The organism is Methylobacterium haplocladii (genome assembly GCF_007992175.1).
Lineage (GTDB): Bacteria > Pseudomonadota > Alphaproteobacteria > Rhizobiales > Beijerinckiaceae > Methylobacterium > Methylobacterium haplocladii.
The window spans coordinates 68,212-94,627 of the sequence record NZ_BJZT01000024.1; the positions used below are offsets into that span (position 1 = coordinate 68,212).

Genomic DNA, 26,416 nt, shown 5'->3' on the forward strand with positions numbered 1-26,416 from the left:
GCCGCATGGACCGAGGGCTCACCCCAGCCGGCGCTTGCGCTCGACGAGCTGCATGATCATCGGCGTCAGGATGAGCTGCATGGCGAGATCGAGCTTGGAGCCGGGGATCACGATGGAGTTCGCCCGGCTCATGAAGCTGTCGTGGATCATCGAGACGAGATACGAGAAGTCGATGCCGTGCGGGTCGCGGAAGCGGATCACCACCATCGACTCGTCGGCGGTGGGGATCCAGCGGGCGATGAACGGGTTCGAGGTGTCGACCATCGGCACGCGCTGGAAGTTGATGTCCGTCCAGGAGAATTGCGGACAGATCGTCTGCACGTAGTCCGGCATCCGGCGCAGGATCACGTCGGTGACGGCGTCGGTCGAGTAGCCGCGAATCGAGCGGTCGCGGTGCAGCTTCTGGATCCACTCGAGGTTGATGACCGGCACCACCCCGATCTTGAGGTCGGGATAGCGGGCGAGGTCGATGGTGTTGTCGACGACGCAGCCATGCAGGCCCTCGTAGAACAGCAGGTCCGATCCGGCCGGGAAGTCCTCCCACTGCGTGAACTCGCCCATCGGCACGCGCAGCCGTGCAGCATCCACCTCGTCGTGCGCGTAGGCGCGCGTGCGGCCCTTGCCGGACTCGCTGTAGCTGCGGAAGACTTCCTCGAGTTCCGGCAGCAGGTTGGCGCGCGGCGCGAAGTGGCTGAGCGTCGGCTCCTCCGCCATCTTGGCGCGCATGGTCTCGCGGTCGAAGGCGTGGAAGCCGTCACCCTCGATGTAGACGGCACTCACATCCTCGCGGCGAAAGATCTGCTCGAAGGTGTTGCGCACGGAGGTCGTGCCGGCGCCCGAGGAGCCGGTGACCGAGATGATGGGATGACGCGCCGACATCGTGGCTCGAGATTACTCGCGGGAGGCCTTGAACTCAGCTTCGCATCAGGCCGCGCTGGCCGAAGAGCGGCGAGCGGCCCGCGGCAGGCTGGCGGCCCTCGTAGTATTTCGCCACGCAGGCCACCTCGTCGGTCGAGCCGAAGACCAGCGGCGAGCGCTCGTGGATCCTGGTCGCGACCACATCCATGATCCGCGTCTGCCCGTCCGTGGCGGCGGCACCCGCCTGCTCCATGACGAAGGCGATCGGCGCGGTCTCGTAGAGGAGGCGAAGGCGGCCCTGCTCGTAGCCTTTGCGGCTGTCGCCCGGATAGAGAAAGATGCCGCCGCGGATCAGCACGCGCTGCGCATCCGCCACCAGGGCCGCAGTCCAGCGCATGTTGAAGTTGCGGTCGCGCGGGCCTTCCTCGCCGCGCAGGCAATCCTCGATGAAGGCTTTGACCGGAACGTCCCAGTGGCGGCCGTTCGAGGAATTGACCGCGTATTCGTTGGCCGTGGCGACGACCTTGAGCGCGTCGTGGGTCAGGCGAAACACCTTGTCGGTGCGGTCTAGGGTGAAGATCCGCGTGCCGTTGCCCAGCGTCACGACGAAGGTCGTGGCCGGTCCGTAGACGGTGAAGCCGGCGGCCGTCTGGGTCGTGCCGGGCGTCTTGAAGGAGGCGTTCGGGTCGTTCGGATCGGAGACGACCGGCCGTATCCCGAAGATGGTGCCGACGATCATGCCGACGGCGATGTTCGAGGAGCCGTCGAGCGGGTCGATCGCCACAGCCAGCGGCGCGCCGGGGTTGAGGACCATCACGTCGTCGGCCTCCTCGGAGGCGACTTCCGCGACGGGGGCGGATTGCAACGCCTCGGTGAAGCGCTTGTGGGCGATGACGTCGAGGGCCTTCTGCACGTCGCCGTCGCTGTTGGTCTCGCCCTGGGCGCCGAGATCGCCGGCGAGCGCGCCGCGCGCGCAGATCTCGCTCACGTCGATGGAGGCGGCGGCGAGCGCCAGGATCGTCCTGGCGGTGTCGGCGAGGGAGGAATCGCGTGCGACTTCCGCGTCGAGATGCTCGGAGAGTGTTGAGCCGATCGCCATGGCCATGTCCTGATCCGAGGTCCCGTCATGCTACCGGCCGTTGCCCGGCCGCCGACTTCTGTGGGCCGCATGATATCCCGCCGCGCCGCGTGAGCACCAGATGCGGTGCACGAGGCCGACAAAGATTCTCACGAAACTTGTGGTGCCGCGCAAAAAAACTAAAAGCGGCCCATGCGCAACCTCTCGCTGAAGCAGCTTCAGGCCGTCGCGGCCGTCGCCCGGCTCGGGACGATGACGCGGGCGGCGCAGGAGCTCAACGTCACCTCCGCCGCCCTCTATGCCCGCATCCGCCAGCTCGAGGACGAAGCGGGCCTCCTGCTGTTCGACCGGACGCCCACCGGCCTCAAGCCGACCGATGCCGGCCGCGAGATGCTGTGGGCGATCAACAGCATCAACACGGTGCTCGAGACCTGCACCGAACGCCTCCGCACCCTGAAGGGCGCCGGCGGCGGGCGCGTGGCGCTCGGCGTGGTCTCGACGGCGAAGTATTTCGCGCCCGCCGTGATCGCCGGCTTCATGGAGGCCCACCCTCAGGTCGAGGTGAACCTGACGGTGGGCAACCGAACCGATACGGTCGAGACCCTGCGGAACTACGAGATCGACTTCGCGATCATGGGTCGGCCGCCCCGCGATTTCGCAATCGAGGCCGAGACCTTCGGTCCGCATCCCCTCGTCCTGATCGCCGCGCCTGGCCATCCGCTTGCCGGACAGTCGGGCCTGACGCGCGATGCCATCGCCGACCAGTCCTTTCTGGTGCGCGAGGAGGGTTCGGGCACGCGCGCCGTCTTCGAAGAGTTCATGAATGGTGTGATGATCCGCCGGGCACGGCTCGGGATCGATTCCGGATCGAACGAGACGCTGAAGCAGGCGGTGATGGCGGGGCTCGGCATCGCGCTGCTCTCCTCGCACACGGTCTCGGCCGAGCTCGAGAGCGGCCGGCTGGTACTGCTGGACGTGCAGGGCCTGCCGATCCGGCGCGACTGGTACGTGGTCCGCCGCGCCGACAAGGTGCTCGGGCCGGCCTCCGACTCGTTCTGGAGCTACCTCGTCCAGGAGGGCGCCGGCTTCCTGCCGAAGCTCGATGCGGCTATCGTTGCGGCTGCGCCCGAGCCGGTATCCCCGTGAGCGGCGTCGTCATCGTCGGTGCGGGTCAGGCCGGCTTCCAGACCGCCGTGAGCCTGCGCGAGGCGGGATTCGCCGATGTCATCACGCTGGTCGGCGATGAGCAGACGCTGCCTTATCAGCGGCCGCCCCTATCGAAGGCCTATCTCGCCGGCAAGACCGATGCCGAAGGCCTGCTGCTGCGGCCGGCTTCGTATCTGGCCGAGCATCGCATCGTGCACCGTCGGGCGCGGGCTTGTGCGATCGACCGCGATGCCGGCCGCCTGACGCTCGATGACGGCGCGGACCTTCCCTACGACCACCTCGTGCTGGCGACGGGCTCACGCAATCGGTCGTTGCCCGTGCCCGGCGCCGATCTCCCGGGCGTGCATCAACTCCGATCCCTCGACGACGCGGATGCGCTCCGCGCGGCCATCGAGTCCGCCAAAAACATCGTCGTGGTGGGCGCCGGCTTCATCGGGCTCGAATTTGCGGCGGTCTGCGCCGGACGCGGTCTCGCCGTCACGGTGATCGAGGCGGCCGACCGGCCGATGGCTCGGGCGGTCTCGGTGGAGACCTCCGAGGCCTTCCGGATCGCACACGAGGCCATGGGTGTCGCTTTCCGGTTCCGGGCCGGCGTCGTTGCGATCGAGGGCCGCGACGGCCGTGTGGCCGCGGTGGTGACGGCGGAGGGTGGACGGCTTCCGGCCGATCTCGTCCTCGTCGGCATCGGAGTCGTGCCGAATCAGGAACTCGCCGAACGTGCCGGGTTGCCGGTGCGCGACGGCATCGAGATTGATCCGTTTCTGGCGACGACCGATCCGGCGATTTCGGCCATCGGCGATTGCGTCCGGTTTCCCACGCGGTTCGCAGCCGGGATGTCGCGCGGCGATCGGGTTCGGATCGAATCCGTGCAGAACGCCATCGACCAGGGTCGCTGCCTCGCGGCGCGGCTCGCCGGAAGGCCTGCGGCCTACGATGCGGTGCCGTGGTTCTGGAGCGACCAGGGACGCTACAAGCTCCAGATCGCCGGCCTCTCGGAGCCGGACGACGGAGCCGTCATTCGCGGCAGCGGCGAGGCGTTCTCGGTCTTCCGCTTCCGCGACGGGCGGCTCTGTGCGGTCGAATCGGTGAACCGCGGGGCCGATCACATGGCTGCCCGGCGCATCCTCACCCTCGGGCGCGGCCTGACGCCCGCCCAGGCGGCCGATCCGGCCTTCGACCTCAAGGCGCTCGCGACGGCGCGCTGAACGCGTTCAGCGGTCGTTCTCGGTATTCAGTTCGCCGAGCCGCGTGCCCTCGTCGCCACCCTGGCGGCCGAGGCGGACGCCGGCCGAGCCGCCGTCGGTAAAGATCACTCCGCCCGTCGTCAGTGCGCTCCGCAGGGCTTCGATCGTTCCCGAGGGCGGATCGTTCAGGCCGCCCTCGAAATCCCGCACCAGCGCCGCGTCGAAGCCGACCTTGGCCGCGAGATCCTCGACCGACCAGCCGATCAGCGCCCGGCCCGCGCGGCACTGTGCCGACGTCATCGTGTTGGGCGAGCGGCCGCCCGCTTCACCTTCATCCGATCCGGACACGCAGGCACTCCCGTCGACTCATCTGATCATGCGCAAGCCCGGGTCCGGGCCTCGCTGCGCGATAACCCGGTGCGTCCCGGATCGTTGCAGACTGCCGTGGAGCCGGGAGCGCGGCGCCGAAAACGACCCCGCGCGACCATATTTGCGCTCGATTCCTAGCGGATTCGCGTGTGGCTTCGTGCCCGGGATCAGGCGCGCAGGCCGAGTTTCATCGACGCGATGGACGCGCGAGCACCAGGGGGCTTCACCATGAACAAGACGCTGACCGTCGCGCTGACCTGCGCGACCCTCGCCGGAGCGATGATCGTCGCGACCCCGTCGCAGGCTCAGATGAGCGGCGTGCGCAACCTCGGCCAGGGGCAGCAGCCCGAGAAGAAGCCGCAATACGTTCCCGGCGCCAAGGCTCAGGAGAAGGTATTTCCGCTCGGCACGACCTGGACCGCGGTGAGCCTGAACGGCAAGAACTTCAACGGTGGCGACCGGCCGAGCTTCATCATCGACGCGCAGTACCGTGCCCGCGGTTATGGCGGCTGCAACACCTTCGCCGCCACCGCTTTCCCGCTGCGCGAGCAGCACCTCGCCGTCGGCCCGCTCGCGATCACCAAGAAGCCCTGCGAGAAGGCTCTCGGCGCCACCGAGCAGGCCTTCTTCGTAGCTCTGCGCACGGCGGGTGCCTGGGACATCGTCGGCTCGCAGCTCGTCATCAAGAGCCAGGGCGGCGAGTTGCGCTTCGATCGATCGCTCTGAGAGCCGTCCGGCCTTAACACTTCCTTGTGGATGATCCGCGGTTCCTGCCGCGGATTCATGCTCCTTCAGGTCTCTCCTTCCCATTCTGCCCGCGTCGCGGCCGGCCCAGGCGGGCCGGTATCCGGGGAGATCGGGACGGATGAAGCTCACGCTGGCAGGTCGGCGCTCCCCGGTTCGCACCGCCGCGCGCGCAGTCGCGGCGCGATATGCCCCGGTGCGGAGCTACGACGAGAACGCCGCCTTCCTGACCCTCGGCGCAACCCTCCTCGCATCCCTCGTCCTCGTCCTCGGCGCCATCGTGCTTCGCGGCTGACGTATCGCAGGCGACGACGCGTCGGTGGACGCGCGCCAGCCGAGGGCTATCGAAGAATTCGTTTCTCCGGAAGTGCAGTCGGACAGAATAGTTTTTCTACACGCTTGAGGACTTTGCAGGAAATCAAGAAAAGAATTGCTGCAGCAGGGGTTAGGTCGATTGCCCCGGTTGTCGCGACGCGATATCCGGTCGCTCTGAGAAGCCCGGTGGACGCGCGTCCCGGTTAGCCGACAGTCGGCTGACGCGCCCGGCGCTTCCACCCCACGTGCCTTGGACGATCAGGAGACCCGTAGATGGCCGACGACACCACAGCATCCGCGCGCAAGGCCGGCCGCGGCCGCATCTACGGCTCGATCACCGAGACCATCGGCAACACGCCCCTCGTCCGGCTGAACCGGCTCACCAAGGAGCGCGGCGTCGACGCCGAAATCCTGCTGAAGCTCGAGTTCTTCAACCCGATCGCCAGCGTGAAGGACCGCATCGGCGTCAACATGATCGACGCGTTGGAGGCATCGGGCCGGCTTAAGCCCGGTGGAACCCTGGTCGAGCCGACCTCCGGCAATACCGGCATCGCGCTCGCCTTCGTCGCCGCCGCGCGGGGCTACCGCCTGATCCTGGTCATGCCCGAGACGATGTCGCTGGAGCGCCGCAAGATGCTCGCCTTCCTCGGTGCGCAGCTCGAACTCACCCCCGGTCCTCAGGGTATGAAGGGCGCGATCGCCCGGGCCGAGGAGCTGCTGACGGAGATCGACGGCGCGGTGATGCCGCAGCAATTCTCGAACCCGGCCAACCCGGAGATTCATCGCAAGACCACGGCGGAGGAGATCTGGAACGACACCGACGGCCAACTCGACGCATTCGTCGCGGGTGTCGGCACCGGCGGCACCGTCACCGGCGTCGGCCAGGTGCTGAAGCCGCGCCTTCCGAACCTCAAGGTCTTCGCGGTGGAGCCGACGGATTCGCCGGTGATCTCCGGCGGCCAGCCCGGCCCGCACAAGATCCAGGGCATCGGCGCCGGCTTCATCCCGGACAACCTCGACCGTTCGGTGATCGACGGCGTGCTGACGGTCTCGAACCAGACCGCGATCGAGACCGCCCGCCAGCTCGCCAAGCTCGAAGGTATCCCCGGCGGCATCTCCACCGGCGGCAACGTCGCCGCCGCGCTGGAACTCGCCTCACGGCCCGAATTCAAGGGCAAGCGGATCGTCACGGTCGCCTGCTCGTTCGCCGAGCGCTACATCTCTTCGGTGCTGTTCGAGGGGATCGGCTAGCCCACGCGCTAGACCCATCAGCATCCAGCCGCCGCGACAACGCGGCGGCTGTGGTGCGGCAAGGCCCTACGCAACGTCTCCTGTCTGTCTTTGTTGTCCACGGCAACAGACGAGGACGACGATGCGCGAACAGCACGACGAGCGGCCAGCCTCCCAGGAGATCGACGCCTCCGCCGGACAGAGGGACGACGATCTCGATACGGCCTCCCCGAACGACGGCAACGCCCCTGCTCAGCTTTCGGCATCTCTGAGGGGCCGACCGAGTGGCGAGGCCCAAGAAGCGATTGAGTGCGCAACGGCCGTCGTCGGCGACGATGAGGGCGATGCGTCATGAGCGACGAAAACACCTCGCACGCGACCATCACCCGGAAGCCCGACGATGTCGGCAAGTCCGGCCCTCCGGCCACTGGCGGCGGTCACCAAACGCCGGAGCAGGCGGCGATCACCGGCATGGGTCGGGGCGGACTCACCGATGCCGACCGCAGCCACGACCGCCCCGATGCCGGTGCCGCGGCGGAACGCAGTCCGACGGCGACCGGTGGATCTTCGGGCGGCCATTCCGATCAGAAATCGGCCTCCGGCGGCGGCAAGGTCGCGGGCGGCCATTACGATGTCGAGAAGGATCGGGAATGACGAGCGCCGGACCGAAGACGCGGAGCGACCGGCCGGACGAGGACGAGGAGCCGAAGCGCAAGCCGGCCAACTCCGCCCCCGACGCGGTCAAGGACCCGAACGAGAAGACCGACGGCAAGCCCGGGTTGCCAACGGGTGCGGACCAGGGCGATAACGCCGATCCGGGCGGCGGTTAGGCCGCCTCGGCGACGACGCGATTCCGGCCGCTGGCCTTGGCCCGGTAGAGCGCGTCGTCCGAGCGCTTGAGCATGTCGGACGCGCTGGTGTCGCCGACATGGCGAACGGCCACGCCGATCGAGACCGTGACCGTGATCGCCGTGGCTCCGCGCTGGACCAGGAATGCGGCGGATTCCATGCGCTCGCGGATGCGCTCGCCTGCGGCCTGAGCATCGGCCAGGGTGGCTCCCGGCATGACGATCACGACTTCCTCGCCGCCGAAGCGGGCGACGATATCGATGCCGCGTGTGTGCTGGCGAACCCGGTCGGCGAAGGCCTTCAGTACCTCGTCGCCCGCCTCGTGGCCGTAGGTGTCGTTGATCGACTTGAAGCGGTCGATGTCGAGGATCAGGCAAGCGAGGCCCAGTGCCTGGGCCGTCGCCTCGCCGAAAAGCGGGCCGAGCTGCCGGTCGAGGTAGCGGCGGTTGTGCAGACCGGTGAGCTCGTCGGTGACCGCCAGTTCGATCGAGGCCTGCACGGCGCCGCGCAGGGTCTCCGAGAAGCGGCGGCGGCGGATCTGGGTGCGCACCCGGGCGATCAGTTCGTTCCGGTCGACCGGCCGCAGGAGATAGTCGTGCACGCCGAAATCGAGTCCGCGGGTCAGCCGCGCCATGCCATGCGGCTCGCCGACCATGATCAGCGCCATGTCGCGGGTGCGGTCGAGGGAGCGAAGCTGACTGCAGAGGCGCAGGCCGTCGAAGCCGTCGAGATCGATGCTCACGAGCGCCAGATCGAAGGTGCCCTCGGTCGCGGCGACCAGGGCGCGATGCGGGTCCGGCTCGATCGTGACCGTGTGATGCTGCGACAGCGCGGTGGACATGCGATCGGCGGCGTTCGGGCGGTCTTCGACGAGCAGGATGCGAGCGCCCTGGCCGGTCTCGGCTGCGGCGAGCGCGAAGGGATCGCCCATGCCGAGTTCGCGCGAGGCCATCGCCCGGCTGCGCAGCTCGTCGGTCACGGATTTGAGCCGGAGCAGGCTGCGTACCCGCGTGAACAGGGCGGTGTCGTCGATCGGCTTGGTCAGGAAATCATCGGCGCCGGCATCGAGCCCGCGCAGGCGGTCGGAGGGTTCGTCGAGGGCGGTGACGATGACGACCGGCAGGTGCGCGGTGACCGGGTTGGTCTTGAGACGGCGGCAGACCTCGAAGCCGTCCATCCCCGGCATCATCACGTCGAGCAGGACGATGTCGCAGAGGCCCTTCTCGCAGATCGCGAGGGCCTCTGGACCGTTCATAGCGGCGACAACGCCGAAATACTCCATCGAGAGCTTCGTCTCGAGGAGCTTCAGGTTGGGAAACAGATCGTCGACGATCAGGACACGGGCGGACATGGCTGGCTCCTGCCTCCCTCTACCGGCGGCTTCCCTAAGGATTCAGCCGGCCTCGTCGAGAAAGCTGCGCACCGTCGCAATGAATTTCGCGACGGAGATCGGCTTGGAGAGGTAGGCTTCGCAGCCACCCTCGCGGATCCGCTCCTCGTCGCCCTTCATCGCGAAGGCGGTGATGGCGATCACCGGGATGTGGCGCAGCTCCTCGTCGTCCTTGAGCCACTTGGTCACCTCCAGGCCCGAGACCTCGGGCAGCTGGATGTCCATGAGGATCAGGTCGGGACGGTGCGTACGGGCGAGCTCGATCGCCTCGATACCGTTGGCGGTCTTAAGGGTGGCGTAACCATGGGCCTCGAGAAGATCGTTGAAGAGCTTCATGTTGAGCTCGTTGTCCTCAACGATGAGAACGGTTTTCTTCATGGCCCACAGTCTCCGGGCTCCCGCGACCTCGCCTTCGTCGCCGTCTGCTCTTATTCCGCTTAAGTGATACTCGTTGATGAAACGCAAACTTGATCATGGAGATGCGGCCGCCGAGGGTCTCGCCCTCGAGGTCCTGGCCTGGCTCGCCGGCGACGAGGAAAAACTGTTTCCGTTCCTGCAATTGAGTGGCCTGAACCCCGGCACGGTGCGCGAAAGCGCGCGGGATCCGGCCTTCCTCGGCGCGGTCCTCGACCACGTGATGGGCGACGAGCCGATGCTGCTGGCCTGCGCGCGGACGCTCGATGTCAAACCCGAAAAGATCGCGGCGGCCTGGCGGCGGCTGCAGCCACCGGACTTCGACCCCGACCTGTGAGTGAAGGATCCGGGCTATCGCGCGAGCTCCCGCAGGCCCAACCGGATCAGGACTTTCGCCTCTGCGCCCTCGCCGGCGCCCTTCATCGCGGCGGCGATGGCGGCGGAGGCCTGGATCTGCGGATAGCCGAGATTGACCAAAGCGGAGATCGCATCCGCCACGGGCTGTGGCGCCGTGCGCTCGGCGACCGCGCCGGTCAGCGCGATCAGGGCCGGATCGATCGGCGTGAAGGCCGGCGCCTTGTCCTTCAGCTCGGCCGAGAGACGCGCCGCGAGCCGCGGCCCGACGCCGGGCGCGCGAGCGATGGCGCCCTTGTCGCCGGTGGCGAGCGCGGTAGCGAGCTGCGCCGGCTCCAGCACCGAGAGCACGCCGAGCGCCACCTTCGAGCCCACGCCTTGCACGGTCTGGAGCAGGCGGAACCACTCGCGTTCCGCGTCCGAGCGGAAGCCGTAGAGACGTATCATGTCTTCGCGCACATGGGTCTCGATGGCGAGTTCGGCCGGCTCGCCGGGCTTGGGCAACCGTTGCAGCGTGCGCGCCGAGCAATGCACGACGTAGCCGACGCCCTGCACGTCGACGATGACGAAATCCTCGCCGAAGGAATCCACGATGCCCTTGAGCTTGCCGATCATGACGATTCCGTGCGGGGGCGCGCCGGGACTTGGTTCCCGCGCCGGCCTGCCATATCCGATACGCGACCTGCCCCGACAAGGTGAGCCCGCGACGTGCCGACCAAACCGATCCTCGCCCTGATCGCGCTCCTCGCGAGCGCTCCCCTTCCGGCCTGGGCGCAGGCCGAGCCCACGGGGCCGACCACCGACCCGACGCAGGTGAAACCCGGCCGCTACCGACTCGATCCGGCGCACGGCAAGATCACCTGGTCGCTGAGCCATCTCGGCTACTCCACCTATTACGGACAGATCACCGACGTCTCGGGCGAGGCGACGCTCGATCCGAGCGATCCGAGCAAGAGCCGCCTCTCGATCACGATCGGCACGGCGAGCGTCAACTCCCTGAACGACAAGCTGAACGAGCATCTCAAGGCGCCGGATTTCTTCGACGTCCAAAAGTTTCCCCAGGCGACCTATGTCGGCACCTCCGTCGAGCCGACGAGCCCGACGACGGCGCGTGTCAACGGCGAATTGACCATCAAGGGCATCACCCGGGTCGTCTCCTTCGACGCCACCTTCAATCAGGCCGGCATCAATCCGGTCGACAAAGCCTACTCGGTGGGCTTCGACGGGCGCGCCGTGATCCGCCGCTCCGATTTCGGCGTCAGCGCCTTCCTGCCGATCCTCGGCGACGAGGTGCAGTTGCGGCTCGAGGGCGAGTTCAAGGCGGCCCCGTGAGACATCGTTTGCCGCAAGCGGGCGTTCACGGTATGTGCTGACGACGGGTTGCGACGCGGGCCTCTCGCCACGCCGGAGGCACCATGACGTCGGACGTCCGCATCCTCGGCATCGATCCCGGACTGCGCCGCACCGGCTGGGGGTTGATCACCGCCAGGGGCACCAAGCTCGCGTATCTGGCCTGCGGCGTCGTCACCTCCGACGGCGACCTGCCGCTCGCCCTGCGTCTGCGGGAACTGCACGAGGGCATCACGCGGGTGGTCAGCGGCCACGCCCCGGACGAGGTCGCGGTGGAGGAGACCTTCGTGAACAAGGATGCGCAGGCGACGCTGAAGCTCGGGCATGCCCGAGCCATCGCCCTGCTGGTGCCGGCGCTGGCCGGACTGCCGGTCTCCGAATACGCAGCCAACCTCGTGAAGAAGACGGTCTGCGGCTCGGGCCATGCCGAGAAGGTGCAGATACAGGCGATGGTGCGCTTTCTGCTGCCGAAGGCCGAATTCAAGGTCGCGGACGCCGCCGACGCGCTCGCCATCGCCATCACCCATGCCAGCCATCGCGGTGCCCACACGCTCAGGAAGCTGCATGTGGCCGGCCAGCCGCAGGGGCCCGGCGCGGCGAGGATCGCGGCTGCGCTGGCGCGGCAGAGCTGACGCGCGTTTTGGGCAACGGATGTCGGCGCGCGAAAGCTCGCGATAGATATCATGGCGGATCGGCATGATCCGATCGGCCTGCTGGCGCTGGCGCGGCTTCGGGAACCAGCATCCGCAGGACGTCGCTTCAGTGCCCCGGATAAAATTTGGGACCTTTTCGGATCTCGGTCGTTGACTGATCAGAAAGCCGTCGGCACTCGGCCGGAAAACGGCCCTTTCAACGTATCTGGAGTTTCTTGAATGAAGCGTATTCTTCTTATCGCCACCCTCGCCATATCCCCCTTCGTCCTGGCCGGCGCTGCCGATGCGCAGGGTACCGTTCGCGGTGCGCAGCGCGGCGCCGAAGACGGCAACCGGGCGGCTGGTCCGGTCGGCGGTGTCGTGGGCGGCGCTGTAGGTGCGGCGACCGGTACGGTCGGCGGCGTGCTCGGTATCGATCCCGATGCGCGCGAAGCCCGGGAAGACCGGATGGATCGTGAGGACCGTCGCGATCGCAAGATGATGCGCGGCGAGCGTCCCGCACGCTAAGTTCTCTGTTTCGATCGACAAGCCGCCCCGCAGCCCCGTGCTCGCGGGGCAGTTTTCGTTTGCACCGCCGCCGTCAGCCCTCGATGCGCAGTAGAACTTTCCCTTGCGCCTCACGCCGTTTCAGGATGCCGAGCGCCTCGGCATAGTCCGACAGCGGCAGAACGCAGTGGACCCTGGCCTTCAGCCGCCCCTCGGCCGCCCAGGCCAAGAGCTGTTCCTGATGAACGCGGTGGGCCTCGGGCTCGCGCTCGACGAACGCGCCCCAGTGCACGCCCTGGACGTCGACGCCCTTCAGCATGATCACGTTGAGCGGAAATTTCGGGATGTCGCCCGCGGCAAAGCCGATGACGAGATAGCGGCCTTTCCACCCCAACGACCGCAGGGCGGGCTCGGCGTTGTCGCCACCGACCGCGTCGTAGATCACGTCGACGCCCCGCCCGTCCGTCAGCCGCTTGAGCGCCTCGCGGATGTTGTCGGCGGCGTAATCCACGAGATCGTCTGCACCGTGCTGCCGGGCGGTCTCCAGCTTCTCGGGTGACGAGGCGCAGGCAATCACACGCGCTCCCAGGATCTTTCCGATCTCCACGGCGGCCAGACCGACGCCCCCCGACGCACCGAGCACCGCCAGCGTCTCTCCAGGCTGTATACGCGCTCGGTCGCGCAGGGCGTGCAGCGTCGTACCATAGGTGATGGTGAGCCCGGCTGCCGTCTCGTCGCTCAGGTCATCCGGCACGCGTGTGAGGTGCCGCGTATCGACGGCAATCGCCTCGCGGCAGGTCCCGCTGGTGACGTGGACGATCACCCGGTCGCCCACCGCGAAGCCGGCGACGCTCTCGCCCAGCGCCTCCACGACGCCGCAGGCCTCGCCGCCGGGCGAGAAGGGTAGCTCCGGCTTCACCTGATAGCGGCCGGCGATGATCAGCGTGTCGAAGAAGTTGAGGGCCGCCACCGTGATCCGCACCACGGCCTCGTTGGGTCCGGGTGTCGGATCGGGCAGGTCCGCGAGCGAGAGATCCTCCGGCCCGGCGAGCCGTGTGCACAACAGAGCCTTCATCCAGCACTCCCCTTCCGCTGTCCCCATATGATGGAGCAGGCGGTCGGCGCGAGGGGAAATCGGGCGATCACGGACGTTCGTAGATCCCGGTCAGCAGGCCCTTCGCCAGCACCCGGCCCTGCATCGCGTCGAGGACATCGCCGCGTCCCGGCGAGGCCGGCAGGTCGAGTGCGCCGTCGAGGGCATAGACCTGGAACAAGTAGTGGTGCGGCCCGTGCCCGGTGGGCGGGTCCGGCGGCAGCCAGGCATCCTTCTGGAAGGAGTTGCGGCCGAGCGCGTGCCGCTCGCCCTTGCTGCCCCGGCTGGCGAAGTCGCCTTCCGGCAGCGCGGCGTCGCGACCGCGTTCCTTCCAGGCGATCAGGTGCACGAAGGGTTTCGGCATCGGAGCATCCGGATCCTCGACGAGAAGCACGACGCTGCCGGTGCCCTGCGGCAGACCGCTCCAGGCGAGCGGTGGCGAGAGCCGTCCGCCGTCGTCGGTGTAGCGCGCTGGAATCGCGGCGCCGTCCGAAAACGCCTCGCTTGTGACGGTGATGCTCTCCGGCACGTCTGCAAAAACCGAGTGGTACACGGTCTTGCCGAGGCCGGCCTTCACCCGGGACAGGGCCTCGCCGACGGTGTGGGGCAACTTTTCGAGCATGGTTCGTCCTCCGTCGCGGCGGGTCGTCCGGGGAAAACGGCCGGGTGGGCGAACGGCTCCGTGGTCAAGGCCCCCGCGCAGCGACCATGTAGTTAATCGCCGTGTCCCGGCTTCGCCGCCAGCTGCCTCCGAGCGGATCGAACACGACGCCCGTCACGTCGAACACCGCCAAGCCGCCGGCTCTGAGATCGTCGGTCAGCTCGTCCGGCTTCACGAACTTCTCCCAGTCGTGCGTGCCTTTCGGCAGCCAGCCGAGGAAGTATTCCGCGCCGACGATGGCGAGCGCGTAGGACCGCAGGGTCCGGTTCAGGGTGGCTGCGAACAGCACGCCACCGGGCTTCATCGCCCGGCAGGCCGTGCGCAGGAAGGCCGGCCGGTCGACCACGTGCTCGACCACCTCCATGGCGAGCACGATGTCGAAGCGCTCGCCGCGCTCCACCACCGCCTCGATGGTCTCGGCGCGATAATCGACCGTGACGTTCTCGGCTTCAGCATGCGCCTTCGCGACCGCGATGTTCTTCTCCGCCGGATCGAGCCCGGTGACGCTCGCGCCGAGGCGGGCGAGCGGCTCGGACAGCACGCCGCCGCCGCAGCCGACATCGACGAGGCTCAGGCCTTCCAGTGCGAAAGGGCGGTTGGGGTCGCGCCCGAAATGCCGGCAGGCCTCGTCTCGGATATAGGCGAGGCGGACGGGGTTGAAGCGATGCAGCACCCGCATCGGCCCCTCCGTGTCCCACCACGTCGCGGCCTGCGCATCGAAGCGCGCGACTTCCTCACGATCGACCGACGCAGCCATTCGCTCGCAACTCCCCGGCCGCCGCCCGCAATCCAGGCCGGCGGCCATCGCATTGACACCTTCGAGAGGCCCTTGTACCCGCCGGTCGCCTCCCCGGTACAGCCGCGACGGCCTTCCGCGCGACGATTGAGACGTGGCGGTCCGCTCCCGGCCGACGGTACGAAACGGACCAAGAAGACGCGGACGCGACATGCCCCGTTTGGTGATGAAATTCGGCGGCACCTCCGTCGCGAACGTCGACCGCATCCGCAACGTGGCCGCCCACGTCGCCCGCGAGGTCGCGGCCGGCTACGAGGTCGCGGTGGTGGTCTCGGCGATGTCGGGTAAGACCAACGAGCTCGTCGCCTGGGTCAAGGATTGCAACGCCCTCTTCGACGAGGCCGAATACGACGCGGTCGTCGCCTCGGGCGAGCAGGTCACGTCCGGCCTTCTGGCCATCGCCCTGCAGAAAAACGGCATCAAGGCCCGCTCCTGGCAGGGCTGGCAGATCCCGATCGAGACCTCGGAGGCGCACGGCTCCGCCCGGATCGAGGCGATCGACCCGAAGAATCTTGATGCCGGCTTCGCGCGCGGCGAAGTCGCGGTCATCGCCGGCTTCCAGGGGATCCATAGCGAAACGGGCCGGCTCGCGACCCTCGGCCGTGGCGGTTCGGATACCAGCGCAGTCGCCATCGCCGCCGCGATCGGGGCCGAGCGCTGCGACATCTACACGGATGTGGACGGCGTCTACACCACCGACCCGCGCATCGTCCCGAAGGCGACCCGCATGGAACGCGTGACCTTCGAGGAGATGCTGGAGATGGCCTCCCTCGGGGCCAAGGTGCTGCAGGTCCGCTCCGTCGAGCTCGCCATGGTCCATCGCGTGCCGACCACGGTGCGCTCCTCCTTCGATCCCCCCGACGCGGCGCGCCCGGGCACCCTCATCTGCGACGAGGACGACATCGTGGAACAGCAGATCATCACCGGGATCGCCTTCTCGAAGGACGAAGCCCAGATCACCCTCCGCTCGGTCAAGGACAGCCCCGGCATCGCGGCGGCCATCTTCGGCCCGCTGGCGGACGCCAACATCAACGTCGACATGATCATCCAGACCGTGTCGGGCGACCAGTCGACCACGGACATGACCTTCACGGTGCCGGCCGCCGACTACCAGCGCTCGCGCGCGATCCTCGACGCACAGCGGGAGATCATCTCCTACGGCCAGATCGAGGGTGCCACCGACGTGGTGAAGGTGTCGGCGATCGGCGTCGGCATGCGCTCGCATGCGGGCGTCGCGGCCAAGGCGTTCCGGGCGCTTGCCGAGAAGGGCATCAACATCCGCGCGATCACCACGTCGGAGATCAAGTTCTCCGTCCTGATCGACGCGGCCTATACGGAGCTTGCCGTTCGCACGCTCCACTCGCTATACGGCCTCGATCAGGCCTGACCGTACTCGCCGCACGCGTGGCGTGTGACCGCCCCGGCGGTTGGCACGTTTGGTGGTTGCACCGGCTGAACACGGATTGACGACTCGATGCCCGCTGCGCCCGGAGGCCCGCGCCTGCTGCTGCGCCGGCTCCGCGAAGCGATGGCGGAACCGGTCAGTGCACAGGCGCGCCTCGACCGCATCGTCGTCCTCATCGCCGCGAACGTCATCGCCGAGGTCTGTTCGGTCTACGTGCTGCGCGACGACAACACGCTCGAGCTGTTCGCGACGGAGGGCCTGAACCGCGAGGCCGTGCACATCACGCGGCTGCGCACCGACGAGGGCCTCGTCGGCCTGATCGCGAACCAGGCCGAGCCGCTCTCGCTCTCCGACGCCCAGTCCCACCCGAATTTCTCGTACCGGCCCGAGACCGGGGAAGAGATCTACCACGCCTTCCTCGGCGTGCCGCTCCTGCGGGCCGGCAACACGCTCGGCGTGCTCGTCGTCCAGAACAAGACCTACCGGGTCTATTCGGACGAGGAGATCGAGGCCCTCCAGACCACCGCCATGGTGCTGGCGGAGATGATCGCCTCGGGCGAGCTGCAGGCGCTGGCCCCCGGCGCCGGCAGCGCGGCGCGGCGGCCGGTCAGCCAGCGGGGCGTGCCGCTTGCCGACGGCATCGGCCTCGGCCACGTCGTGCTGCACGAGCCGCGCATCGTCGTGAAGCGGTTGATCGCCGAGAGCGTCGAGCCGGAGGTCGTGCGCCTGGAGGAGGCGATCGAGGACGTCCGCTCGGCGATCGACGAGCTGGTGGAGCGCGGCGACGGCATCGGCTCGAACGAATCGCGCGAGGTGTTGGAAACCGTCCGCATGTTCGCCCACGACAAGGGCTGGCTGCGCCGGATGCGCGAGGCAGTGCAGTCGGGCCTGACCGCCGAGGCCGCCGTCGAACGCGTGCAGTCCGACAACCGCGCGCGGATGATGCGCCAGTCCGACCCGTATCTCCGCGACCGCCTTCACGATCTCGACGACCTCGCCAACCGCCTCCTGCGCCGCCTGATCGGCCACGAGGCCGGCGGCGGCAACGGTGCCCTGCCGGAGAATGCGATCCTCGTCGCGCGCTCCATGGGGCCGGCGGCGCTGCTCGATTACGACCGGGCGAACCTGCGCGGCGTCGTGCTGGAAGAAGGCGGCCCGACCAGCCATATCGCCATCGTCGCGCGGGCTTTGGGCATCCCTGCGGTCGGCGAGATCGCCAACGCCACGGCGCTTTGTGATTCTGGCGATGCGATCATCGTCGATGGCGGTGCCGGCGAGATCCAGGTGCGGCCCTCGCCCGAGATCGAATCGGCCTATGCCGAGCAGGCCCGTCTCCGCGCCCGGCGCCAGGAGCAGTACCGGGCGCTCCGCGACGTGCCGGCCACGACCCGCGACAAGGTCCGCATCGGGCTTCACCTCAATGCCGGACTGCTGATCGACCTCAGCCACCTCGCCGAGACCGGCGCGGAAGGCATCGGCCTGTTCCGCACCGAACTTCAGTTCATGGTCGCCCAGCGCATGCCCTCGGCTGCCGAGCAGCAGACTCTCTACGAGGCGGTCTTCACCGCGACCGGCGACCTGCCCGTCACCATCCGCACCCTCGATATCGGCGGCGACAAGATCCTTCCCTACATGCCGAGCCTGGAGGAAGAGAATCCGGCGCTCGGCTGGCGTGCGATCCGCATCGGCCTCGACCGCCCTGCCCTGCTGCGCGTGCAGCTGCGGGCGCTGCTGAAGGCGGCCGGGGGGCGTGCCCTGAAGATCATGTTCCCGATGGTGGCGACCGTGGAGGAGTTCACCCGCGCCCGCGGCATCGTCGAACGCGAGAAGGCGCATCTGCGCCGCCACGGCTATCCGCTGCCGATCGATTGCAAGCTCGGTGCGATGGTCGAAGTGCCCTCGCTGCTGTTCCAGATCGACGAGATCGCCCGCGAGGCGGATTTCCTCTCGGTCGGCTCCAACGACCTGATGCAGTTCCTGTTCGCGGTGGATCGCGAGAACCGGCGCGTCGCCGACCGGTTCGATCCCCTCTGCGGCGCGGCCCTGCGCGCCTTCCGGGTGATCGCCGACCGCGCCGGGGCCATGGGCTGTCCGGTGACGGTCTGCGGCGAGATCGGCGGCCGCCCCCTCGAAGCGATGGCCCTGATCGGCCTCGGCTTCCGCAGCTTCTCGATGTCGCCGGCCTCGATCGGCCCGGTCAAGGCGATGGTCCTCTCGATCGAGGCCGATGAGATCCGCGCCCTGATCGAAACCGAACTCGCCAAGGCGACGGACGGCGCGTCGCTCCGGCCGACGCTCGCCGCCTTCGCGAAGGCGAAGGGCGTGCCCATCTAGCCTCAACCGGCCCGAGCGCCGTAATGCGCCGTCTCGCCGGTTCCTCTTCACGCGCAGTCCCGCAGGACGATGACCCCCATTCCCTCCGACCGCCTCGACGCCATCCTGGCGCGGCACGACATCGTCACCGCGATGCTGAGCACCGGCTCGGCCGATGCGGAGAGCTTCGTCGCGCTATCCCGCGAATTGTCGGGGCTCGACGGCGTCGTCGCGGCGATCCATGCCTATCGCGCCGCGATCGACAACCTCTCCGGCATCGAGACGCTGATCGCCGAAGGCGACGCCGAGATGCGGGCGCTCGCCGCAGACGAGAAGCCCGAGGCCGAGGAGGCCGTGGAGAAGGCGCATCGCGCCCTGCAACTCATCCTGCTGCCGAAGGATGCGGCCGACGAGAAGAGCGCCATCCTCGAGATCCGCGCCGGCACCGGCGGCGACGAGGCGGCCCTGTTCGCCGGCGACCTGTTCGAGATGTACGCCAAATACGCCGAGGCCAAGGGCTGGCGCGTCGAGGTGATCTCGCAGAGCGAGGGCACCATGGGCGGCTACCGCGAAATCTTCGCCGAGGTGAACGGGCGCGGCGTGTTCTCGCGCCTCAAGTTCGAGAGCGGCGCCCACCGGGTCCAGCGCGTGCCCGAGACGGAGACGCAGGGGCGTATCCACACCTCCGCCGCCACCGTGGCGGTGCTGCCGGAGGCCGAGGAGGTCGATATCGTCATCAACGACGCCGACCTGAAGATCGACACCATGCGGGCGCAGGGCGCCGGCGGGCAGCACGTCAACAAGACGGAATCGGCGATCCGCATCACTCACTTGCCCACCGGGATCATCGTGTTCGTCCAGGAGGAGCGCTCGCAGCACAAGAACCGGGCCCGCGCCATGTCGCTGCTTCGCGCAAAACTCTACGATGCCGAACGGACGGCCAAGGACTCGGTGCGTGCCGCCGACCGCAAGGCGCAGGTCGGCTCCGGCGACCGCTCGGAGCGCATTCGGACCTACAATTTCCCGCAGGCGCGCGTGACCGACCACCGCATCAACCTCACGCTCTACAAGCTCGAAGAGATCATGGCCGGCACGGCGCTGGACGAAGTCATCGACGCGCTGGTGACCGAGCATCAGGCCGAACTGCTCGCCGCCGAAGGCATGGCGTGACGTTGTTCGATGCCGTTTCCGTCATTGCGAGCGCAGCGAAGCAAACCGGGGTTGCGTCCAATTCGTTGTGGGTGTTGCCCCGGATCACTTCGCTGCGCTCGCAATGACGGAGTGCGAATCGGTATGCGGAGCGCTTCGTGTCGGACGTAGCGTTCGAGCCGGGCTTCTCGCGCTCCGAAGCGCTTCGCCGGGCGACGCAGGCGCTGAAGCAGGCTGGACACACCGAAGCGCGGGGGGATGCGCGCTTCCTGTGCCTCCATCTCCTCGGCCTCACCCCGACTGATCTGGCCCTGCGCGGCGATGCGCCGATTGGACCGGCCGGAGCGGACGCCCTCACGCAAGCGCTGACGCGGCGGCTCCGGGGTGAGCCGGTGGCCCGGATCCTCGGCGAGTGGGAATTCCGGGGCCTGACCTTCGCACTGTCTGCAGGAACGCTGGTGCCGCGGCCGGATACGGAAACGCTCGTCGACAGCGCGCTGAGGCTCGGCACCGTACCGTCGCCGACGATCCTCGATCTCGGCACCGGCTCGGGCTGTATCTTGATTGCGCTGCTCGGCGAATGGCCGGGCGCGCGGGGGCTCGGCGTCGACCTGTCCGAAGACGCCCTCTCCACCGCCCGAACCAATGCCGCCCGCAACGGGGTCGGCGACCGCGCCGCCTTCTTGCGCGGAGATTGGTGCGAGGCCGTGCGCGGCCCCTTCGACCTGATCGTGTCGAACCCGCCCTACATCGCGAGCGGCGTGATCCCGACGCTCTCCGAGGAGGTTCGCCGCTACGATCCGGCCGCGGCGCTGGACGGCGGCCCGGACGGGCTCGACGCCTATCGCGCGATCGTCGATGGCCTCGCCGCGCGGCCCGGCCTGCTCGCGGCCGACGGCGCCCTTCTGCTAGAGATCGGCTATGATCAGGCCGAGGCGGTGGCCGGCCTCGGCCGTGACGCGGGCTTCCGCGTCGCCGGGATCGACCGTGATCTCACCGGGCACGCGCGGGTCGTCACGCTTCGGCCACCGTTCGATGTCACGTCAGTCGGCAACAAAGTCGTGCGATGATTGCAACGACATGAAAAAATGCTTGTTGCGGGGACGATCAGCCATTACGTTCAGGGTGTAGATCGTGAACGGCCCGTTAAGACGGGTTGCGGTAGGATCGGGTTCGATCAGCACCGCCTTCGGTTCGGTCGATCGCCCCACCATCGAGCGGACGCGCACGCGGCATAAAAGCCAAGGTGGCCGCCAAGCAAGATGGCATCGAACCTGACAGTCGAAGGTTGACCCGCGTGCATGCCTTGCGGCGAGCGCGGGCACCGACCGGACGAGACGACGGCACGCACGACGTGAAGGATCACGGATCGACCTGCGAGGCATCCCGCGGCGAGCATTGGGCTCGGCCGCGGACGACCCGCACGCGCCGCCGGTCCACCTCTGTCAGAGACAATTTTCGCTGCGAGTGAAGGGTCAATCGAGACCGATGAGACCAAACCAGAACAGACGGATGCGTGGCCGCAACAGGCCCAAGGGTCCCAATCCGCTGACCCGGTCCTACGAGTCCACCGGACCCGACATCAAGGTCCGCGGCACCGCCCAGCACATCGCAGACAAATACGCACAGCTCGCCCGGGACGCCCTGGCGAGCGGTGACCCCGTCGCCGCGGAGAACTACTTCCAGCACGGCGAGCACTACTTCCGTATCATCACCGGTGCCCAGGAGCCGAACCGTCCGCAGGCCTCGCAGGGCTATGCCCGCAACGGCTTCGACGATGAGGACGAGGGCGATGAGGACGGCGCCGATCAGGGCCGCCAGGGCTATGGTGGCGACGAGTACGGCGACGCGTCGCAGCAGCCGCAGCCTTTCGAGCGCCAGGATTACGAGGCGCGCCAGCAGAACCGCGGTAACGATCGGCCGGATCAGCACCGTCAGGATCGGGGCCAGGGCCAGGATCGCAACGATCGGCCCAACCGCTTCCAGAACCGGAACGACCGTCCGCAGCGCTTCGACAACAATCGCCAGGATTACAACCGCGGCGAGTTCCGCCAGGATCAGCCGCGACAGGACCAGTCTCGACAAGATCAACCCCGGCAGGATCAGTCGCGCCAGGATTACGGCCGGCAGGACCACGGCCGCCCCGAGCAGAACCGCCAGGATTACGGTCGTCAGGACTATTCGCGTCAGGACGCTGGCCGGCAGGATCCGTCTCATCAGGAGCAGCCCCGCCAGGATCAGCCTCGCCAGGATCAGCCTCGGCAAGACCATGGCCGGCAGGATCAGCCGCGCTACGAGAACGGTCGTGGCAACTACAATCGGCAGGACGGTGGTCGACCGGATCGCAATCGCCAGGATGCAGGACGTCCCGAGCCTGTTCGCCAGGATGCCGTTCGCCAGGACGCGCCCCGACAGGAAGTGAGCCGCGAAGAGGCGCCCGCGCTCCGCAGCGATCCGCCGCCGCGCCGCGAGCGCCGCCGCGACCGTGAGGAGTCACCCCGTCAGGCCGTCGACGAGACGTCGGCCCTGCCCGCATTCCTGATGACGGCGACGCGCAATCCGACTCCGGCCCCAGAGCCGAGCGCCGAGCCGGTTCGTCTCGCACCGGTGCCAGCTTCGGCACCGCAGCATGAAGCGGCCGCCGAAGACGCGGCGCTCCCGCCGAAGCCCCGCCGCCGCCGGACGCGCTACAAGGCCGGCGAAGAGGGCGCTCCGCCCGAGAAGACGGAGGTAGCCGACGCCGGCGAGTGATCGCCGGAGTTCGGTGCCGATCGTCGAGAGCCGCCCCTCCGGGCGGCTCTTTTCGTTTCCGGCGACGATCGGGTGCTTACGAAAGGTAGTTCACCAGCGACAGCTTGGAGAGCATCGAGGTGACCTGATAACTCGCCTGGAGCTGCGTCTGCAGCGTCAGCAGCTTGGCGGCGACCTCTTCGGTGGAGATCGTCTCGACGCCGTCGAGGGAATCCTGCAGCGCCGCCTTGGTCGATTGCGCCTGCGCCTTGGCGTCGGCCATGCTGCTCGATGCAACACCGAAATCGCCGACGAGATCGGCGACGCTGGGCTTGCCGTCCGCGGGGGTCACGAGGCTCTTCGCCCGATCCGCGGTGGCCTGGAAGAGCGCCACGTTCTGGGTACCGGTCGCATCGGCGAAGCCGCCGGCAGCGAGCATCGCGAGAGCGGCGAGCGTGTCGCGCAGCGGGGCCTCGTTGGCCCTGGCCCCGATCGACACGCTCCGGTTCGCGCCGATCTGGACGCTGGCGGTGCTGCGCGGGTCGCTGGCGGCATCGTCGCCGGTGTACCAGATCACCGTGCTCTTGCTCGCGGTCTCGGCATAGCCGTTGCCGTCGGCCGCCAGGCGGCGCGGCGCGAGGCCGGGCGAGGACGACCCGTCGAAGAAGTTCTTCGAGGCGCGCGCCGCCGAACTCGCGGCGAGCGCCGTGCCGCCCGCCTGCGTCAGGGCGTTCGATACCGCGGTCGATAGATTGGCCGCCGTGTCCGCGGGCGTCGCGCCGATGGCGAAGTTCGTTGCCGACGTGGACGACGCGGTGGCCGCAGCGGTCAGCGTGATGGTCTGTGTCGTCCCGTCGCGCATCCCGACCTTGAGGGTCAGCGTGTCGCCGATGGCCGGCGTGCCGGTGTTCAGCGACAGCGAGGCTGGGCTGCCTCCGGTGAAGGCGGCCGAGATACCGGGGGGGCTGGCACTCTGCACGCTGGCGACGGAGGCGGTGCCGAGCAGCGCCTTGAGGTTGGCGGCCGTATCGGCCGGCGTGGCGCCGATGGCGAAACCGTCGGTCGCGCCCGGCGCGACGGTGGTACGCGCAGCGAGGTCCAGAATCTTCTGGCTGCCGTCGGATTGCAGGACGGCGACGCGCACGCGATCGCCGTCACTTGGCTGGCTCGCAAACGTAAGGTCGACGGTCGCGGCGGTTCCAGCGGTCAGGTTCGCCGACACCCCGCTCGTGTTCGAACTCGTGGCCGAAACCAGGGAGAAGCCGAAATTCGCCCGCGCCTCGGCGCTCGCATCCTCTGTGAGGCTCACGGTCGTTCCCGTCTGGGTCTGCGTGAGCCTGCCGTTGCCGGCGATGCCGAGATCGGCGGTCTTCTGCTCGGCGATCAGCGTCTTCAGGCCGGCGAGGCCGTTGGCGGCGTCGCCGTTCAACATCGTGTCCGTCGAGATCACCGGCTGCGTATCGGTCGCCCGGCCGCCGAAGATGTATTTGCCCGCTACCGACTGGTTCAGCGCGTCGACGGCTGCATCGAGGTTCGAACGTGCCAGCGTCGTGCTCGTCGTGACGCCGGTGCTGGTGGTCGAGAGGATGGCGGAGGTCAGGCTGGTCTTGAGAGTGTCGCCCAGCGTCTTGACCTGCGTCAGGCTGGTGGCGGCGAGCGTCACCCGCGTGCTCGCGCCGGCAATGGCCGCCGTGTAGCCGTCCAGCGCGCTGATCGTCGAATGAGCGCTGAGGCTCGAGGTCCGCGCCGAGCCGAGGCCGCCATAGGTGTCGGCGGTGCGGCCCGTGGAGAGCTGGGTCGTCAGCCCGTCGAGGCGGCTCTTGAGCCCGGCGAGGCTCGCGGCGGTGCGGTCGGAGGCGTAGCTGCCGGCGGCGAAGGTGGTGATCGAGGTCATGGTGCGGCGCCTCAGATCCGGAGCAGCGTGTCGAGCATGTCGCGGGCGGCGGTGAGCACCCGGGCATTGGCGGTGTAGGCGGTCTGAAGCTCGATCAGCTTCGACATCTCTTCGTCGATGTTGACGCCGGACTGGGTCGAGAACCGGCTCTGGGCCGTGGCCAAAGCCACGCTCTGGCCCTCGTCGAGATCCTGCGCCGAGGACGCGGCGGCCCCCTGCGAGGCGATGATCGATTGTGCGAAACCGCTGACGGTGGAGGTCGTCGGCGCGTTGATGCCGCCGATGCCGCTCGACGACGAGAAGGTCCGCTGCGTCTTGGTGAGCGCGTCGTACAGCGCCTGCGGCCGCGTCGAGTCGCTCGATGCGGCCGTTGCCGACGTCGCGACGAGGGTCGAGGTCGTCGTCGACACGTTCGGGTTGACGGCGATACGCTGGGCGAAGCCGGTCAGCTGTGAGCCGCCGTCGAAGGAGCCGGTGTAGAGCCCGTTGTTGCGGCCGGAATCGACGAAGAGCGCGAGTTGCGCGCTACCGCCCTGCGTGTCGGTCGGCGACGTGGCCTGGGTCACGCTGGCGCTGGCCGCGAGGAGGGTCGGCGCGCCGCCGCCGTTCGACAGGATGCGGACAGTACTGGCCGTGCCGCCGCTGGCGCCCGAAACGCTGAAGCTCGATCCGAGGGCCGCGGAGATGGCGGCAACGATCGTGGCAGGGTCTCGCGAGGCGGACGATGGTGGAATCGTGAACGGCACGACGGTGGCGCCCGAATCGTCCGTGGCGGACGCGGAGGCGCTGGCCGCCGGCGTCAGATAGGACGGCATCAGGATCAGGTTGCGCTGGATGCCCGAGGCATCCTTGACCGTCAGCGTCACGGCGTTGCCGGCGCTGAGACCGGTCAGGTCGATATCGAAGCCGGATTTGGTGCCGTCGGTCGCCGCGGTTCCGGTGGAGAGCTTGTCCGACATCGACCGCGACAGGCCGGCGGCGAGATCGTCGAGCTGGCGCTGGGCCTGCGGCAGCACCGTGTCGCGTATCTCCAATGCCGCCGCGATCGATCCTGAACGAACGGCGCCGGAGGCGACGAGGTCGATGGATGCGCCGCCCGGAATGACCGCCGTGATGGTGCCGACGCCGCGCTTGGAGGGATCCGTCGCGTAGGTGGCATCCGGTGAGAGCGTGCCTCGGCTGTCGAAGGACAGCTTCGTGGCGTTGCTGCGGTCGACGAGCGTGACCCCGGTCGTGGTAAAGACCGAGACCGATCCATCGCTCTGCCCCACCGTCTGCACGTCCATCAGCGCGGACAACGCGTTGATGGCCTGGTCGCGCCGGTCGAGCAGGTCCGCCTTGCTGGCACTGTCGCCGGCCGACTGCACCCGTGTGTTGAGATCGGCGATCGAGGTCAGCAGGCTGCCGGCCTTGGCCGTATCCTGCGCCAGCTGCGATTCCATCGCGGTGCGCAGGTCCTGCACGCCGCTGGCGATGGTGCCGATCTTGGCGGCGAGGCTCGACGCGGCCGTGACGGCGCCGCTGCGGGCTGCCGACGAACTCGGGTTGGCGGCGAGCGTCTGGAGCGACGAAGCGAAACTGTTCACGACGCCGTCGAGGGCGTTCGAGTCTCCCGGTGTTCCGTAGAGCTTGTCGACCTGTGTGAGCACCGCCGAATTGAGAGCGGTATAGGCGGCGCCCGAGGTCTCGAGCCGCAACTGCTTGAGGGCAGCCGCGTCGAGGGCCCGGCCGACGGTGCCGGTGGCGACGCCGGAATTGCCGGGTCCCGTCGTCACGGAGTCGAGGGTCCGCTTGACGTAGCCGACCGTGCCCGCATTCGCGACGTTCTGCGAGACGATGCCGATCTGTGCCTGGGTCAGGCGCAGACCCGCGGTCGCGGTGTTCAGGGCATTGAGCGACACCCGGGACCTCCTCCGAAACTCGACCGGATGACG

General features: G+C 68.4%; 28 protein-coding genes. 17 read left to right on the forward strand and 11 right to left on the reverse strand.

The window, feature by feature from the left end; translation table 11 throughout:
- Positions 1 to 18: 18 nt before the first annotated feature.
- The gene (locus tag MHA02_RS11270) at positions 19 to 879 is read right to left on the reverse strand and encodes a phosphoribulokinase (RefSeq protein ID WP_147078733.1); all 861 of its coding nucleotides are present in this window, start codon (positions 877 to 879) and stop codon (positions 19 to 21) included.
- A 34-nt stretch (positions 880 to 913) separates the two neighbouring features.
- Positions 914 to 1,963, reverse strand: coding sequence for a class 1 fructose-bisphosphatase (locus MHA02_RS11275; protein WP_147078734.1), 1,050 nt, complete (start codon positions 1,961 to 1,963; stop codon positions 914 to 916).
- 165 nt (positions 1,964 to 2,128) lie between these two features.
- Between MHA02_RS11275 and MHA02_RS11280 the strand changes: the two genes are divergently transcribed.
- Positions 2,129 to 3,082, forward strand: coding sequence for a LysR family transcriptional regulator (locus MHA02_RS11280; RefSeq protein WP_147078735.1), 954 nt, complete (start codon positions 2,129 to 2,131; stop codon positions 3,080 to 3,082).
- Positions 3,073 to 4,308: an NAD(P)/FAD-dependent oxidoreductase gene (locus MHA02_RS11285; protein WP_147078788.1), complete on the forward strand. Its 1,236-nt coding sequence runs from the start codon at positions 3,073 to 3,075 to the stop codon at positions 4,306 to 4,308. Before MHA02_RS11280 ends, MHA02_RS11285 begins: the two co-directional genes overlap by 10 nt.
- Positions 4,309 to 4,314: 6 nt before the next feature.
- Here MHA02_RS11285 and MHA02_RS11290 read toward each other — a convergent pair whose 3' ends face one another.
- On the reverse strand, positions 4,315 to 4,587 hold the full coding sequence (locus tag MHA02_RS11290) for a helix-turn-helix domain-containing protein (protein WP_147078789.1): 273 nt from the start codon (positions 4,585 to 4,587) through the stop codon (positions 4,315 to 4,317).
- Positions 4,588 to 4,884: 297 nt separating this feature from the next.
- On the opposite strand from MHA02_RS11290, the gene MHA02_RS11295 reads away from it, so the two are divergent.
- The 6 genes from MHA02_RS11295 to MHA02_RS11310 all read left to right on the forward strand — a co-directional run bounded on the left by MHA02_RS11295 (position 4,885) and on the right by MHA02_RS11310 (position 7,775).
- Complete coding sequence (locus MHA02_RS11295) at positions 4,885 to 5,382, forward strand: META domain-containing protein (RefSeq protein WP_147078736.1); 498 nt, start codon at positions 4,885 to 4,887, stop codon at positions 5,380 to 5,382.
- Positions 5,383 to 5,521: 139 nt separating this feature from the next.
- Positions 5,522 to 5,695 carry a hypothetical protein gene (locus tag MHA02_RS22135; protein WP_170249177.1) on the forward strand — a complete coding sequence of 58 codons (174 nt, stop codon included), beginning with the start codon at positions 5,522 to 5,524 and terminating at the stop codon, positions 5,693 to 5,695.
- Positions 5,696 to 5,988: 293 nt separating this feature from the next.
- A complete protein-coding gene (gene cysK / locus MHA02_RS11300) occupies positions 5,989 to 6,966 on the forward strand; it encodes a cysteine synthase A (protein ID WP_147078737.1) in 978 nt (325 codons plus the stop codon).
- A gap of 121 nt (positions 6,967 to 7,087) precedes the next feature.
- Positions 7,088 to 7,300 (forward strand): hypothetical protein, encoded by a 213-nt coding sequence (locus MHA02_RS22140; protein ID WP_170249179.1) that lies wholly within the window; start codon positions 7,088 to 7,090, stop codon positions 7,298 to 7,300.
- On the forward strand, positions 7,297 to 7,599 hold the full coding sequence (locus MHA02_RS11305; RefSeq protein WP_147078738.1) for a hypothetical protein: 303 nt from the start codon (positions 7,297 to 7,299) through the stop codon (positions 7,597 to 7,599). Before MHA02_RS22140 ends, MHA02_RS11305 begins: the two co-directional genes overlap by 4 nt.
- Positions 7,596 to 7,775 carry a hypothetical protein gene (locus MHA02_RS11310; protein WP_147078739.1) on the forward strand — a complete coding sequence of 60 codons (180 nt, stop codon included), beginning with the start codon at positions 7,596 to 7,598 and terminating at the stop codon, positions 7,773 to 7,775. Before MHA02_RS11305 ends, MHA02_RS11310 begins: the two co-directional genes overlap by 4 nt.
- On the opposite strand, the gene MHA02_RS11315 is transcribed toward MHA02_RS11310, so the two are convergent.
- Together MHA02_RS11315 and MHA02_RS11320 are read right to left on the reverse strand one after the other, a co-directional pair.
- Positions 7,772 to 9,145: a PleD family two-component system response regulator gene (locus MHA02_RS11315; RefSeq protein ID WP_147078740.1), complete on the reverse strand. Its 1,374-nt coding sequence runs from the start codon at positions 9,143 to 9,145 to the stop codon at positions 7,772 to 7,774. The genes MHA02_RS11310 and MHA02_RS11315 overlap by 4 nt on opposite strands.
- Before the next feature lie 42 nt (positions 9,146 to 9,187).
- Positions 9,188 to 9,562, reverse strand: coding sequence for a response regulator (locus MHA02_RS11320; protein WP_147078741.1), 375 nt, complete (start codon positions 9,560 to 9,562; stop codon positions 9,188 to 9,190).
- A gap of 76 nt (positions 9,563 to 9,638) precedes the next feature.
- Here MHA02_RS11320 and MHA02_RS11325 point away from each other — a divergent pair, with 76 nt between their 5' ends.
- Positions 9,639 to 9,935, forward strand: a complete 297-nt coding sequence (locus MHA02_RS11325) for a DUF3572 domain-containing protein (protein WP_147078742.1) — start codon at positions 9,639 to 9,641, stop codon at positions 9,933 to 9,935.
- Positions 9,936 to 9,949: 14 nt separating this feature from the next.
- Here MHA02_RS11325 and ruvA read toward each other — a convergent pair whose 3' ends face one another.
- Positions 9,950 to 10,567: a Holliday junction branch migration protein RuvA gene (gene ruvA, locus MHA02_RS11330; protein ID WP_147078743.1), complete on the reverse strand. Its 618-nt coding sequence runs from the start codon at positions 10,565 to 10,567 to the stop codon at positions 9,950 to 9,952.
- Between the two features lie 93 nt (positions 10,568 to 10,660).
- Between ruvA and MHA02_RS11335 the strand changes: the two genes are divergently transcribed.
- The 3 genes from MHA02_RS11335 (at position 10,661) to MHA02_RS11345 (ending at position 12,462) form a co-directional block, all read left to right on the forward strand.
- Positions 10,661 to 11,284 carry a YceI family protein gene (locus MHA02_RS11335; RefSeq protein ID WP_147078744.1) on the forward strand — a complete coding sequence of 208 codons (624 nt, stop codon included), beginning with the start codon at positions 10,661 to 10,663 and terminating at the stop codon, positions 11,282 to 11,284.
- 83 nt (positions 11,285 to 11,367) lie between these two features.
- Positions 11,368 to 11,934, forward strand: a complete 567-nt coding sequence (gene ruvC / locus MHA02_RS11340) for a crossover junction endodeoxyribonuclease RuvC (RefSeq protein WP_147078745.1) — start codon at positions 11,368 to 11,370, stop codon at positions 11,932 to 11,934.
- 240 nt (positions 11,935 to 12,174) lie between these two features.
- Positions 12,175 to 12,462 carry a hypothetical protein gene (locus MHA02_RS11345; RefSeq protein ID WP_147078746.1) on the forward strand — a complete coding sequence of 96 codons (288 nt, stop codon included), beginning with the start codon at positions 12,175 to 12,177 and terminating at the stop codon, positions 12,460 to 12,462.
- A 73-nt stretch (positions 12,463 to 12,535) separates the two neighbouring features.
- Here the strand turns inward: MHA02_RS11345 and MHA02_RS11350 are convergent, their stop codons facing one another.
- The 3 genes from MHA02_RS11350 to ubiG all read right to left on the reverse strand — a co-directional run bounded on the left by MHA02_RS11350 (position 12,536) and on the right by ubiG (position 14,952).
- Positions 12,536 to 13,516, reverse strand: coding sequence for an NADPH:quinone oxidoreductase family protein (locus tag MHA02_RS11350; RefSeq protein ID WP_147078747.1), 981 nt, complete (start codon positions 13,514 to 13,516; stop codon positions 12,536 to 12,538).
- Positions 13,517 to 13,583: 67 nt separating this feature from the next.
- Positions 13,584 to 14,156: a YbhB/YbcL family Raf kinase inhibitor-like protein gene (locus MHA02_RS11355; RefSeq protein ID WP_147078748.1), complete on the reverse strand. Its 573-nt coding sequence runs from the start codon at positions 14,154 to 14,156 to the stop codon at positions 13,584 to 13,586.
- A 64-nt stretch (positions 14,157 to 14,220) separates the two neighbouring features.
- Positions 14,221 to 14,952: a bifunctional 2-polyprenyl-6-hydroxyphenol methylase/3-demethylubiquinol 3-O-methyltransferase UbiG gene (gene ubiG, locus MHA02_RS11360; RefSeq protein ID WP_147078749.1), complete on the reverse strand. Its 732-nt coding sequence runs from the start codon at positions 14,950 to 14,952 to the stop codon at positions 14,221 to 14,223.
- Positions 14,953 to 15,142: 190 nt separating this feature from the next.
- On the opposite strand from ubiG, the gene MHA02_RS11365 reads away from it, so the two are divergent.
- From MHA02_RS11365 to MHA02_RS11385, 5 genes are all read left to right on the forward strand, one after another.
- Complete coding sequence (locus MHA02_RS11365) at positions 15,143 to 16,378, forward strand: aspartate kinase (RefSeq protein ID WP_147078750.1); 1,236 nt, start codon at positions 15,143 to 15,145, stop codon at positions 16,376 to 16,378.
- Positions 16,379 to 16,465: 87 nt separating this feature from the next.
- Complete coding sequence (gene ptsP, locus MHA02_RS11370; protein WP_147078751.1) at positions 16,466 to 18,730, forward strand: phosphoenolpyruvate--protein phosphotransferase; 2,265 nt, start codon at positions 16,466 to 16,468, stop codon at positions 18,728 to 18,730.
- Between the two features lie 69 nt (positions 18,731 to 18,799).
- The gene (gene prfA, locus MHA02_RS11375) at positions 18,800 to 19,879 is read left to right on the forward strand and encodes a peptide chain release factor 1 (protein WP_147078752.1); all 1,080 of its coding nucleotides are present in this window, start codon (positions 18,800 to 18,802) and stop codon (positions 19,877 to 19,879) included.
- A gap of 137 nt (positions 19,880 to 20,016) precedes the next feature.
- The gene (gene prmC / locus MHA02_RS11380; RefSeq protein ID WP_147078753.1) at positions 20,017 to 20,928 is read left to right on the forward strand and encodes a peptide chain release factor N(5)-glutamine methyltransferase; all 912 of its coding nucleotides are present in this window, start codon (positions 20,017 to 20,019) and stop codon (positions 20,926 to 20,928) included.
- 442 nt (positions 20,929 to 21,370) lie between these two features.
- Positions 21,371 to 22,609 (forward strand): DUF4167 domain-containing protein, encoded by a 1,239-nt coding sequence (locus MHA02_RS11385; RefSeq protein WP_147078754.1) that lies wholly within the window; start codon positions 21,371 to 21,373, stop codon positions 22,607 to 22,609.
- A gap of 76 nt (positions 22,610 to 22,685) precedes the next feature.
- Here the strand turns inward: MHA02_RS11385 and MHA02_RS11390 are convergent, their stop codons facing one another.
- Both MHA02_RS11390 and flgK read right to left on the reverse strand, forming a co-directional pair.
- Positions 22,686 to 24,482, reverse strand: coding sequence for a flagellin family protein (locus tag MHA02_RS11390; protein ID WP_147078755.1), 1,797 nt, complete (start codon positions 24,480 to 24,482; stop codon positions 22,686 to 22,688).
- Between the two features lie 11 nt (positions 24,483 to 24,493).
- Complete coding sequence (gene flgK, locus MHA02_RS11395) at positions 24,494 to 26,383, reverse strand: flagellar hook-associated protein FlgK (RefSeq protein WP_147078756.1); 1,890 nt, start codon at positions 26,381 to 26,383, stop codon at positions 24,494 to 24,496.
- Between the last annotated feature and the right edge of the window lie 33 nt (positions 26,384 to 26,416).

Bases quoted from the DNA above. Each gene is read 5' to 3' on its own strand.
- MHA02_RS11270 (WP_147078733.1), bottom strand. From the start codon at position 879: ATGTCGGCGCGTCATCCCATCATCTCGGTCACCGGCTCCTCGGGCGCC.
- MHA02_RS11275 (WP_147078734.1), bottom strand. From the start codon at position 1,963: ATGGCCATGGCGATCGGCTCAACACTCTCCGAGCATCTCGACGCGGAA.
- MHA02_RS11280 (WP_147078735.1), top strand. From the start codon at position 2,129: ATGCGCAACCTCTCGCTGAAGCAGCTTCAGGCCGTCGCGGCCGTCGCC.
- MHA02_RS11290 (WP_147078789.1), bottom strand. From the start codon at position 4,587: ATGACGTCGGCACAGTGCCGCGCGGGCCGGGCGCTGATCGGCTGGTCG.
- MHA02_RS11295 (WP_147078736.1), top strand. From the start codon at position 4,885: ATGAACAAGACGCTGACCGTCGCGCTGACCTGCGCGACCCTCGCCGGA.
- MHA02_RS22135 (WP_170249177.1), top strand. From the start codon at position 5,522: ATGAAGCTCACGCTGGCAGGTCGGCGCTCCCCGGTTCGCACCGCCGCG.
- cysK (WP_147078737.1), top strand. From the start codon at position 5,989: ATGGCCGACGACACCACAGCATCCGCGCGCAAGGCCGGCCGCGGCCGC.
- MHA02_RS22140 (WP_170249179.1), top strand. From the start codon at position 7,088: ATGCGCGAACAGCACGACGAGCGGCCAGCCTCCCAGGAGATCGACGCC.
- MHA02_RS11305 (WP_147078738.1), top strand. From the start codon at position 7,297: ATGAGCGACGAAAACACCTCGCACGCGACCATCACCCGGAAGCCCGAC.
- MHA02_RS11310 (WP_147078739.1), top strand. From the start codon at position 7,596: ATGACGAGCGCCGGACCGAAGACGCGGAGCGACCGGCCGGACGAGGAC.
- MHA02_RS11315 (WP_147078740.1), bottom strand. From the start codon at position 9,145: ATGTCCGCCCGTGTCCTGATCGTCGACGATCTGTTTCCCAACCTGAAG.
- MHA02_RS11320 (WP_147078741.1), bottom strand. From the start codon at position 9,562: ATGAAGAAAACCGTTCTCATCGTTGAGGACAACGAGCTCAACATGAAG.
- MHA02_RS11325 (WP_147078742.1), top strand. From the start codon at position 9,639: ATGAAACGCAAACTTGATCATGGAGATGCGGCCGCCGAGGGTCTCGCC.
- ruvA (WP_147078743.1), bottom strand. From the start codon at position 10,567: ATGATCGGCAAGCTCAAGGGCATCGTGGATTCCTTCGGCGAGGATTTC.
- ruvC (WP_147078745.1), top strand. From the start codon at position 11,368: ATGACGTCGGACGTCCGCATCCTCGGCATCGATCCCGGACTGCGCCGC.
- MHA02_RS11345 (WP_147078746.1), top strand. From the start codon at position 12,175: ATGAAGCGTATTCTTCTTATCGCCACCCTCGCCATATCCCCCTTCGTC.
- MHA02_RS11350 (WP_147078747.1), bottom strand. From the start codon at position 13,516: ATGAAGGCTCTGTTGTGCACACGGCTCGCCGGGCCGGAGGATCTCTCG.
- MHA02_RS11355 (WP_147078748.1), bottom strand. From the start codon at position 14,156: ATGCTCGAAAAGTTGCCCCACACCGTCGGCGAGGCCCTGTCCCGGGTG.
- ubiG (WP_147078749.1), bottom strand. From the start codon at position 14,952: ATGGCTGCGTCGGTCGATCGTGAGGAAGTCGCGCGCTTCGATGCGCAG.
- MHA02_RS11365 (WP_147078750.1), top strand. From the start codon at position 15,143: ATGCCCCGTTTGGTGATGAAATTCGGCGGCACCTCCGTCGCGAACGTC.
- ptsP (WP_147078751.1), top strand. From the start codon at position 16,466: ATGCCCGCTGCGCCCGGAGGCCCGCGCCTGCTGCTGCGCCGGCTCCGC.
- prfA (WP_147078752.1), top strand. From the start codon at position 18,800: ATGACCCCCATTCCCTCCGACCGCCTCGACGCCATCCTGGCGCGGCAC.
- MHA02_RS11385 (WP_147078754.1), top strand. From the start codon at position 21,371: ATGCGTGGCCGCAACAGGCCCAAGGGTCCCAATCCGCTGACCCGGTCC.
- MHA02_RS11390 (WP_147078755.1), bottom strand. From the start codon at position 24,482: ATGACCTCGATCACCACCTTCGCCGCCGGCAGCTACGCCTCCGACCGC.